Source organism: Streptomyces griseomycini (assembly GCF_014203535.1).
GTDB classification, from domain to species: Bacteria; Actinomycetota; Actinomycetes; order Streptomycetales; family Streptomycetaceae; genus Streptomyces; species Streptomyces griseomycini.
Genome location: NZ_JACHJI010000041.1, coordinates 1 through 9,726, shown reverse-complemented (window position 1 = coordinate 9,726; position 9,726 = coordinate 1). Strand labels below are relative to the sequence as shown.

Here is a 9,726-nt window from a genome sequence, read left to right as displayed (position 1 = left end):
TCGATGCGTTCGTGGATCTGCTGGTGGCGTTCGCGGGTGCGGGCGGCCAGCCGCCGAGGCCGTCCGTGCACGTCCAGTTCGCCCAGGGTGGCGGGCGGCGCCGGCGACAGGCGGCCCGCAGGGCCTCGGCGACCAGCTCGGTGCTCAGATGGTCGGCGGTGGCCCAGCCGACCACTCGCCGGGAGGCGACGTCGATGACGGTGGCCAGGTAGAGCCAGCCCTCGTCGGTCGGGATATAGGTGATGTCACCGCACCAGCGGGCGTCGGTCGCCGTCGGGTCGGGCCGGAAGCCGCGCAGAACCAGGTCGGGCGGGTGACCGCGTGCGGGTCGGGGACCGTGGTGCGGTGCCGCCGCCTGCGGTGCCGGCCGACGAGCCCGGCGGCCCGCATCAGCCGGGCGATGCGTCTGCGGCCGCAGACCGCCCCCTCGTGCTGCAGGACGGCGTGGATGCGCGGGGCCCCGTAGGTGCCACGGGACCGGGCGCGGACTGCGGTGATTTGCTCGGTCAGCTCCTCGTCCTGCACGGCCCGGGGGTCGACAGCGCCGGCGCGGCGGGCACAGAAGGCGGCACGGGAGACCTTCAGCAGTTCACAGGCGCGTTTGACGCTGTGACCTGCCTGCTTCTCCGCCTCGATGAACGGGTGCACGCTCATCGGGTCTCCGTCGCGAAGAAAGCCGTGGCCCGCTTGAGGATCTCCACGTCCTTCCGCAGGCGGCGGCTCTCCCGCCGCAGCCGGGCACGTCGCCGCGCCACGCGCACGACCTGACCGTGGCGGGCCTTCCGTAGGATGCGAACCGCCGTGCCCCCAACAGCCGCAAGACACCGTGGGTGAACTTCCTGCGCCAACGGAGGCTGGTGATCACTAGTGCCGTATCAAGCAACGTTGGCCCTGGTTGCCGCCCGGCGGTGTCGGCTCGATCGAGCCGGTGCAGCAGACGGGCGGCGCTCATCCGGCTCCGGCGAGGAACTCTTCGGCGTCGATATCTCGTTACAGATCCATGCCTGCCTGGGTCATGCCCCCAGGTCCTCCGTCACGGGCAGGCACTCGGCGAGCAGGTCGACGACGTCGCGCCAGGCTCGCTGCGCGTGCTGTGGGTGGTAACCGACACCGGGGACCACGGGGTGGTCGACCGGCGGGTGGTGGAAGGCGTGCAAGGCGCCGCCATAGATCGCGAGGCGCCAGTCGACGCCCGCGGCCTGCATCTCAGCGGTGAACGCGTTTCGTTGCGCGGGCGGCATGATCGGGTCTTCCGATCCGACCCCGGCCCACACCGGGCAGCGGATGCGCGCCGCCTCGCCCGGTCGGCCCGTGGTAGTTGCGTTGACTGTCCCGATCGCGCGCAGGTTGACGCCGCCCCGCCCGAGTTCCAGCGCGATGGCGCCCCCGGTGCCGTAGCCGATGGCGGCGATCCGGTCGGGGTCGGTCCGGGGCTCGGTGCGCAACTCGTCGAGTGCCGCGTGGCCGATGCGCCGCATCCGGTCGGAATCAGCGAGCAGTGGCATGCAACGGGCCAGCATCTCCTCGGGGTCACCCAAATAGCGCCCGCCGTGAAGGTCGAAGGCCAGCGTTACATATCCCAGCTCGGCGAGAGCATCGGCCCGGCGGCGCTCGACGTCGCTGAGCCCCATGCCCTCTGGCCCGAGCAGCACTGCGGGGCGGCGGTCGACACCGGCCGGGAGCGCGAGGTACCCGATCATCGTCAAACCGTCGGCCGGGTACTCGACCGTACGCGTCGTAATCGTCGTCATGAGACGGGACTGTAGTGATCGTCGAGCCCGGTCCGGCCGCTGCTCTGCCGTCGGCAGAACAGCGTAGGTGTCCCTCTGAAACACGGGAGGGCCCGGCGCTCAGGGCTTCAAAATCATCCCGTTGCCCCTTTGGCGCGTATCTCGGTCACACCCCTCGCAGGCCCGACGGCGCACGAGGCAGCGGCCGGAGACTCTTGGCGCACGACTCACCACTCATGGGACTGATGGCCACTCCGCGGTGGACACAGGCCAGCCGCGTTTTACTGGGCGGGCGGTCACGTCCGCTGGAGTGGTGTATCGACGGCCACTCGGTGATCTCGTGTTGAGGCTGTGCGGTGAGTTCGGTGGGCAGGACGGTGTCGTCGGTTTCTGACTCGATCGGGTGGAGTCGGGCCTTGGCAAGGAGCTCGCGGCCCATGTGGCGGCGGGCCTCGGTCCGTTCGTCGTTCTGTTCGGCCAGGACCGCGCCGACGAGCCGGACGACGGCGGTGCGGTCGGGGAAGATGTCCACCACGTCGGTGCGGCTGGGGGCGCCTCCCGCGGCGCAGCCGTGGGGAGGATCTCCTTGTTCAGCCGCTCCTGCGGGTTGTTCGACCAGATCTGTCGCCAGAGTTCACGCGGGAAGCCGGTGAACGCGAGCAGGTCGTGCTGGGCTGCGTCCAAGTGGGCTGCGGCTTCGGGGAACCTGGCTTCCAGAGCGTCCAGCACGTGGGCCATCTGGGCCGTCACCGCGTCGGTGTGGGGCTGTTCGGACACGGTCCGCAGCAGGGTCGCCACCCTCCCCCAGCCTCCGGCCGGGGGCACCCCCAGGCTGGGCCGATTTCGGGACCTGGCTCAGGAGATTCCTCGCGTAGTGGGTGCGGCAGCGCTGCCAGGACGCGCCGGGCAGGGTGGCGCCGATCGCGTCGACGAGGCCGGCGTGGGCGTCGGAGACGACGAGCTGGACGCCGGACAGGCCCCGGACGACGAGGGAGCGCAGGAAGGCGAGCCAGCCGGCGCCGTCCTCGGCGGTGGCGACGTCCAGGCCGAGGATCTCGCGGTGCCCGTCGGCGTTGACGCCCACCGCGACCAGGGCGTGGACGTTGATGATGCGGTCGCCTTCGCGGACCTTCCGGGTCAGGGCGTCGACCCAGGCGAAGGTGCGGGGGCCGGTGTCGAGCGGCCGGTTGCGGAAGGCGGTGACCTGCTCGTCGAGATGCTTGGCCATCGCGCTGACCTGGGACTTCGACAGCCGGGTGACACCGAGGGACTCGGCGAGTTCCTCGACCCGGCGAGTGGAGACGCCCAGGAGGCAGGCGGTGGCGACCACGCTGATGAGGGCCTGCTTCGGCTGAGTGCCTCTTTTCGGAGAAGGCAGGTCGTGAGGTGACTCAGTCGGGGGGTCATACGGTGAGGGCGCCGCCGACGAAGGTTCGTTCTGGCGGTGACGCCACGAGTTCGACCATGGTGCCGGTGCGGAGGTCATCGCCGACGACACGCGTGATCGCGTCGGTGAGCACGGTGCCGAGGCGCGCGGTGATCTGGGCGGCGTCGGGGCGGTCGAAGACGCCGGCGCGGACGCCCAAGACCACCGAGGCGTTTGTGTCCACGGCCTTGCCGCCCTGCGCGAAACGGCCTGCAGGGACTCCGGCCAGGCGGATGCTTACGAGGTCGCGGGCCCATTCGCCATAGACGTCGACGATCGCGTCGGTCAGTGCGGCGACGAGCATGGGTTCCTTACCGGTCAGCCTGTTCTCTGGAAGGTGCACGGTCAGATGCGGCATAGTGGACCCTGTTCCCTTTGAATACAAAGCCTTTGCTTTTAAAGGTATCCGGAAGAGGTCGCTGATGTCCACGGAATCGGACGGTCCAGCCGTGGACGAGGCCGTCCGCACCCTGCTGTTGCTCATGCCACGGCTCGTCGGCCGCGCCAAGCGCCTGCCCATCCCTCCGGCGCTCCAGGGCCTGGACCTGGCACCGCGACATCTCGCGCTGCTGGCCCACCTGGAGTACGACGGTCCCACCAGCGTCAACGACCTGGCCGCTCGGCTGGAGGTGGCCCCGACGACCGTCAGCCTCATGGTCAGCGAGCTGTCACGGCTGGGCGTCCTGCAGCGCACTGCCGATCCCGCCGACCGCCGCCGCCGCATCGTCGCCATCGCCCCCGCCTACGCCGCACCGATCGGCGAATGGCTTTCCGGCAGCGCCTCTGCCTGGGAATGCGTCATGCGCGGTCTCGCCCCTGCGGAACGCGCCACGGTCATCACCGCCCTGCACGCCTACGAAGCCGCCTTGGAGCAGGCGGGCGACCAGCACCGGAACACGCAGCCGCGTTAGCGGGCCCGGCGGAGCCGGCATAGCGCGGCCTGCCGCCACAGCCGCTCTCGCTTCTCACCAACATTTTCCCGCCTCGACATCGCTGACCGCTGCCCGAACCAACTGACAAACGCTGCTGCTTCTCGCCAACGAAGCCAGCCAGCCGCAGCACCAGCCCTTTGACGGCCTGCGCCGGCTTCGTATCTCAGTGTGGGAGTCGTTTCGACGTGACTGTGGGAGTCACCTTCTGACCGAGTTTGCGATGTCGGTTTGTTTTGACGTCGCCCAGGGGCTTGCGGTGGGACGGTGGGGTGTGCTTCTGCCGCAGGGGCCCTATGGGGAAGTCTCAGTCCAAGGTCGATCTGTACGCCGCGATCCGGCGTGACCACCGCGGTGGCATGTCGCAGCGGGCTTTGCAGCGCAAGGACAACGTCACGTGGCGGACGGTGCGGAGGGCCCTGGACGGCCAGTGGCCGGAGCCACGCAAACAGCAGCGACGCCGGGAGTCCCGGCTGGATCCCTACAAACCGTTGATCGACGGGATCCTGCGGGGAGATCTGGACGCGCCGGCCAAGCAGCGGCACACCGCTCAGCGGATCTTTGACCGGCTGGTGGAGGAGCACGACGCCTACGAGATCTCCTATCCGATGGTCCGCACCTATATGAAGGATCGACGGCCGCAGATCCGGCGGGACGCGGGCATCGGCCCGCAGGCGATGTTCGTGCCGCAGACTCGTCTGCCCGGGGCGGAGGCTGAGATCGACTTCGGTGAGGTCCACGTGCTCCTGGCCGGCGAGCCGACCCGGCTCTACCTGTTCTCGCTGCGGCTGTCGTATTCCGGCAAGGCCGTGCACCGGGTGTTTTGCACCGCAGGTCAGGAGGCGTTCCCCGAAGGCCATGTGCATGCCTTCCGGATACTCGGCGGTGTCCCGCGGGCGCACATTCGCCACGACAACCTGCGGGCCGCGGTCGAGCGGGTGCCGGGCTTCTATCGGGGCCGGATGGAGACGGACCGCTGGACGGCATTCCGTTCGCACTGGGACATCGAGCCGTTCTCCTGCCGGCCCGGCATCGAGGGCGCCCACGAGAAGGGCGGCGTCGAGGGACAGATCGGCTACTTCCGCCGCGACCACTTCGTCCCCGTCCCCGAAGTCGCCTCGCTCACCGAGCTGAACGCGATGGGCACCGAGGCCGCCATGCGGGGCTTCCGGGTCCGCTACGTGCTGGCCACCAAGCTCGTCAACGAACTGGTCGAGGCCGCCGACGAGAAGCAGTTGTCCAAGACGATCGCCCGCTACGGCCGCGTCGACCTTCTCTGCGTCGACGAACTCGGCTACGTGGAACTCGACCGGCGGGGTGCTGAGCTGCTGTTCCAGGTGCTGACCGAGCGGGAGGAGAAGAACAGCGTCGCCATCGCCTCCAATGAGTCCTTCAGCGGCTGGACGAAGACCTTCACCGGCCCCCCGTCTCTGCGCGGCCATCGTCGACCGCCTCACCCTCAACGGCTCGCCCTGGAGAGGCAACGCTGAAAACGCTTACTGGCTACTCCTCGGGCTCCCAGGCGATCAGCTGCTCGAACACCTGCTGGTCGCCCTCGATCTCCAGGTCGCTCAGCGTGAGGCGGCCCCAGACGAAGAGGAGCAGCTGCTCGGCCGTGCCCGTGGCCGAAGCGGAGGCGGGCGCGGCGTCGTCCGTGAGGGGTGCGGGCCAGGCGCCGGTGCCGTCCAGCGTGAGGAGCCAGGAGCGGCCCTCGGTGGCGTGGTAGTGGATGGTGGCGGCCTCGTGCGGCCAGGCCGCCGGGGTGGAGTTGCAGGTGTCGAGGAACTCGGCCACGCCGTCGAGCGCGACGTCCGCCGGCATCGGCTGCACGGTGCCTGCGGCGAGCTGGGCGTCGTAGGTGTGCACCAGCACCTCGTGCACCCGGCGCCGGGCGACGCCCCGGGCATTCGCCGGCGACACGCCGGCGCTCCACCACGTCCAGCACTCGCGTTCCGGGCCGGCCTCGCGCAGCGCACTCAGCAGCAGTTCGTTCGACTCGGCGTACCAGGCCAGCAGCGCCTCGAGCTCGCGCGGCGCCTCCGCGGCATCCTTGGTCGGCGGAGCCTCGGCCGGGCCCGCGGCGACGATGGCGGCCCACCAGCGCTGGCCCGTCCCCAGGTGCTGCACCAGATCGAACAACGTCCACCCGGGGCAGGACGGCACCGGCGCGTCAAGTCTGGGCGCGGCGGCAACCGCACTCCGGAACGCGGCCGACCGCTCGTCGATCAGTTGCAGCAGGGCGGAATACTCAAGACTCTCTGTCACCTCGCTTGCCTATCACCCCAGCTCAGCCGACCGCACCCTATTTCCAGGCCGTCAGCCGCGGAAGTGAGGGCACCGGATGGAAAGCCTGGTCGCGGCCATGCTCCCTTCCTGGCCGGCTCGTTGAACGAGCCACGGGGAAGGGGAACGGTCCTCCGTGGATGGTGCCGGATGACCTGTGGGGGGCGGATCGAGCCGTTGCTGCCGGTCAGGCAGCGGCGTCCGAGTCATCACCGACGAACCCGGCCCCGCCTCCCCTGGGCGCCGGGCCGGCAACTTCACCTTGATCGACAAGGTCGGCGGCTACAACCTCCAACTCCACGTCTGCCCGACATCCCCGGACCATCCGCACATCGAACTGCTCCAGTGAGCCGTCACGGAAGTCCTCCGCACCACCGTGTACACCACGATCGGCACCGCGATCGTCACTCCAACCAGCAGCCTCGTACAACTGCTGAATGATCGAACGATGGGTCCTGACCCCTGGGCTGCCTGCCGGCCGGCCGGGACCCGCTGGTGCATGGGCGGTACGCGCACTGGTGGGCCCATGCTCTCGGCGGACCGGGCAACTCGAGTGCGGACTTCGAGGCGCCGAGGCCCGCTCCCGCGCGGGAGGCGGGTCGGCCGGTTCGAGCGGGAGCGGGTTCTGGAACGGGTGCGGCCGTGCCGGTGCGGGGACACGGCGGGTAGGTGGCCGCCTGGCTCTCGTACGGGGTGCCTGGTCGGCACGGCCGCAGAGCTGTCAGGTACCGGCCCTGGGGTACAGCTGGTTCAGGACCGCGAAATCGTCCGAGGACGGGTGCTGCGGGAACTCGGGCACGGACAGGCAGCTGTTGGTCGACCCGTTGTGGTCCAGGCCGAGGGCGTGGCCCATCTCGTGGCAGGCGACACTGCGCCTGGCCGCGTAGGTGTTCGGCGTGACCTGCTCGTTGAGTTTGACCGTGACCGTGCCGAAGTAGCCGTTGGAGCTGGTGGCCTCGGTCACGCCGTACCAGTCGGTCCCGTAGCGTCCGCTGTACACATGGACGCAGTGGCGGCCGCCGCCGGGGCATCCGGAGGTGTGCCAGCGGTAGTAGGCGTCGATCCCCGGTGCCTGGTACCAGTCGACCTGTGCGGCGGTGACCGGCCAGGTGTCGCCGGTGTGGTCGAGGAAGTAGACCTGTGGGTCGTTGAAACCTCCGTAGTCCCACTTGTGTCCGCACCACGCGGACGCGGTGCCGACACGGGGCGCGCAGCCGAGGATGCCGATGTCGGCCTTGCTGCCTGCGTCCTGCACGCCGCGGACACCCTGCCGCCGCAGGCTGGTTCTCAGTTGGTCGGGAGTGACGCCCGGCGCGGGGTCGTACACCGCGGTGTAGGTGGTGCCGTCCGCACGCTGCTGGACGACGTACACGGCGTGATCGTCGGATGCCCGGGCGGAGGAGGGCTCTGTCGGGGTGCCGGGCTGGGCCTGCCCGACGGGTGCCGAGAGGGCGAGGACCAGCCCGCTCACAGCCAGTCCGATTGCGGCTCTTGTTCTGCGTAACACGTCATTTCCCCCTGACGCTCGGGGCCGGCCTCGCCGTCCGTGGCGGCGAGAACGTGAACGGCCGACGAGCAAGCCGGGCAATAATGACATGCACCCATCAAATGCTGACAGGCCGCATCGCGTCACATCGCGGTCGGAAAGGAAGGGGACGTCGGGACCGTTGGGGCAGCAGTCAAGACGGTGTTTGTGCGGTCCAGGGATTCCTCATGCTGTTCGTCAAGTTGCGATGACGGTGGGCAGCAGGGCGTCGTAGGTTCGTCCGTCGCGCAGAAGGGCCCAGGGCACGTTGCCCCGGCGGCGAGCCGGGGTGAGGACGGCTTGAACGTGGCGCTTGTCCTCGGCTCGCTCGCGGTCGTGGAACCGGCGAGAGTCCTCGCAGCGGCGGATGCTGAACGATGCGGAGACGCATGGGCAGGAGTGAGCAGGGCCCGGCAGCGGAACACAGCCGAATGCGGGATCAATCGCCTCAAGCGCCACAGGGCCGTGGCCGCGCGATACATCAAACTCGCCGTCTGCTGCGAAGCGACCGTGCCGGTCGCAGGCCTCAACCAGTGGTTGCGAGCGTCGCCTTCGCCCGGTCCAGCATGCGAAGCGCGTCGACAGCTGCCGGCGACAGCACGCTGTCGTCCTGCAGATCGGTCAGGGGGATCCATGCCACTGCCTCGGTGGAACCGTCGATCTCGATCATCGTCGGCACTCCGCCCTCGAGGGCCGCAGCATAGAACAATGCCGTCAGGCTCCAACTCACACCGTTTCGCTGGGCCACATATGTCCGCGCGTCGAGCAGGCAGGCATCGGTCAGTTCAAGGCCCGTTTCTTCCATCAGTTCACGAGCCAGCGCCTCGACGGGCTGTTCGCCTGGGTCGATGCCCCCACCAGGCAAGTGCCACAGGCCCGGCGTGAAGACCGGCGAAGCATCCGACAATCTGGCCAGCAGCAGCCGATCACCTTCCGTGGCGATTGCATAAGCCGAAATGCGGGTCCTTATCTGAGTGTCCATGCATCCCCCCACACAGAACCTTTCAAGCGGAACCCTAACGCCCCCCAGATCGACTTTTGCAACAGGCCCCAGACCCGGACTTCGCAGGTCACCGTTTCAGGGCTTGGGACTGGGGCCGACCGGTTACGGGGCTGCCTCGCGGAAGAGGGGCAGGAGGACGTGCGTCTGGGGGCGCCCATGTCGAAGAACTGCATGGGCCGGTGCGTGGTCTGCCCGCGTCCGGTACCGGGGCGGTGCGCCTGTCCTTCGCCTGTGGCGCGGTCCCCGGTCGGGCTCCTTGTGCCGGCCCCCGTGTTCCGCCCGCTGACGGCCGGGGTGCGGCATCAGGTTGAGCGGCCCGAGCTCACCCGTGCAGAAGACCAGTTCGGGCTCGCCGTCCTCGGGTATGACCTCGCCGTCGGCGATTGCGTAGAGGTGCTTGACTCGGGCCTTCTCGGCCGCGTAGTCCGGATCGCGGGAGGTATGCCAGTTGATCCCGCGCCGCTCGGACAGCGTGGAGGCCTTCGGCCGACCGCCCTTGCACTTCGGGTCCAGCGAGTCGAAGCCATCCGTGTCGAAGTCGTGGATCACTTCCCTCACCCGGTCCGCGCCGGTGAACGACACCTCCACGATCTTCGCCACCCGCATGCCCTGCGAGGACAGCAGGACCGTCTGGGCCCGCCGCCGTGCCACCACTGATCGGGTGACGGGCCGACGTTCCGCAACGCACGAGGCTCCTGTGCCGTTGAGAGAGGTGTTCGACGTCTCAACTCATCCGCCCAGGAGCCTCGTTGGTTCCCCATCCTGCCGCACTCGACCTCCCGCACGCCTTGGTCGAGTGGGTGACCATGCTCATCGTCACCCGTGAGGGT

The 9,726-nt window shown here is 69.2% G+C and carries 8 protein-coding genes and 4 pseudogenes; 3 read left to right on the top strand and 9 right to left on the bottom strand.

Annotation, left to right across the window (positions count from 1 at the left end; genetic code table 11):
- From FHS37_RS41265 to FHS37_RS38390, 5 genes and pseudogenes are all read right to left on the bottom strand, one after another.
- Positions 1 to 235, bottom strand: a 235-nt coding sequence (locus tag FHS37_RS41265; protein WP_511256446.1) for a DDE-type integrase/transposase/recombinase, incomplete at its 3' end; no start/stop codon positions are given.
- Positions 145 to 654: an IS3 family transposase gene (locus FHS37_RS41260; protein WP_184829921.1), complete on the bottom strand. Its 510-nt coding sequence runs from the start codon at positions 652 to 654 to the stop codon at positions 145 to 147. The genes FHS37_RS41260 and FHS37_RS41265, both read right to left, overlap by 91 nt.
- Positions 655 to 1,013: 359 nt before the next feature.
- Positions 1,014 to 1,751 carry a dienelactone hydrolase family protein gene (locus FHS37_RS38405; RefSeq protein WP_184829919.1) on the bottom strand — a complete coding sequence of 246 codons (738 nt, stop codon included), beginning with the start codon at positions 1,749 to 1,751 and terminating at the stop codon, positions 1,014 to 1,016.
- A 331-nt stretch (positions 1,752 to 2,082) separates the two neighbouring features.
- Positions 2,083 to 3,096: pseudogene (locus tag FHS37_RS38395) on the bottom strand (IS256 family transposase); the annotation flags it as partial.
- A 37-nt stretch (positions 3,097 to 3,133) separates the two neighbouring features.
- Complete coding sequence (locus FHS37_RS38390) at positions 3,134 to 3,514, bottom strand: tautomerase family protein (protein WP_184829915.1); 381 nt, start codon at positions 3,512 to 3,514, stop codon at positions 3,134 to 3,136.
- Between the two features lie 64 nt (positions 3,515 to 3,578).
- Between FHS37_RS38390 and FHS37_RS38385 the strand changes: the two genes are divergently transcribed.
- Positions 3,579 to 4,067 (top strand): MarR family winged helix-turn-helix transcriptional regulator, encoded by a 489-nt coding sequence (locus FHS37_RS38385; RefSeq protein ID WP_184829913.1) that lies wholly within the window; start codon positions 3,579 to 3,581, stop codon positions 4,065 to 4,067.
- Positions 4,068 to 4,381: 314 nt separating this feature from the next.
- Positions 4,382 to 5,555 (top strand): annotated as a pseudogene (istA, locus tag FHS37_RS38380) (IS21 family transposase); the annotation flags it as partial.
- 33 nt (positions 5,556 to 5,588) lie between these two features.
- On the opposite strand, the gene FHS37_RS38375 reads toward istA, so the two are convergent.
- From FHS37_RS38375 to FHS37_RS40390, 4 genes and pseudogenes are all read right to left on the bottom strand, one after another.
- Complete coding sequence (locus FHS37_RS38375) at positions 5,589 to 6,350, bottom strand: maleylpyruvate isomerase family mycothiol-dependent enzyme (protein WP_184829911.1); 762 nt, start codon at positions 6,348 to 6,350, stop codon at positions 5,589 to 5,591.
- Positions 6,351 to 7,089: 739 nt separating this feature from the next.
- Complete coding sequence (locus FHS37_RS38370) at positions 7,090 to 7,839, bottom strand: matrixin family metalloprotease (RefSeq protein WP_184829909.1); 750 nt, start codon at positions 7,837 to 7,839, stop codon at positions 7,090 to 7,092.
- Between the two features lie 580 nt (positions 7,840 to 8,419).
- Positions 8,420 to 8,875: an NUDIX hydrolase gene (locus FHS37_RS38365; RefSeq protein ID WP_184829907.1), complete on the bottom strand. Its 456-nt coding sequence runs from the start codon at positions 8,873 to 8,875 to the stop codon at positions 8,420 to 8,422.
- A gap of 243 nt (positions 8,876 to 9,118) precedes the next feature.
- Positions 9,119 to 9,502, bottom strand: a pseudogene (locus FHS37_RS40390) (IS630 family transposase); the annotation flags it as partial.
- Between the two features lie 143 nt (positions 9,503 to 9,645).
- Between FHS37_RS40390 and FHS37_RS38355 the strand changes: the two are divergent.
- Positions 9,646 to 9,726, top strand: a pseudogene (locus FHS37_RS38355) (IS5/IS1182 family transposase); the annotation flags it as partial.

Bases quoted from the DNA above. Each gene is read 5' to 3' on its own strand.
- FHS37_RS38405 (WP_184829919.1), bottom strand. From the start codon at position 1,751: ATGACGACGATTACGACGCGTACGGTCGAGTACCCGGCCGACGGTTTG.
- FHS37_RS38390 (WP_184829915.1), bottom strand. From the start codon at position 3,514: ATGCCGCATCTGACCGTGCACCTTCCAGAGAACAGGCTGACCGGTAAG.
- FHS37_RS41260 (WP_184829921.1), bottom strand. From the start codon at position 654: ATGAGCGTGCACCCGTTCATCGAGGCGGAGAAGCAGGCAGGTCACAGC.
- FHS37_RS38365 (WP_184829907.1), bottom strand. From the start codon at position 8,875: ATGGACACTCAGATAAGGACCCGCATTTCGGCTTATGCAATCGCCACG.
- FHS37_RS38385 (WP_184829913.1), top strand. From the start codon at position 3,579: ATGTCCACGGAATCGGACGGTCCAGCCGTGGACGAGGCCGTCCGCACC.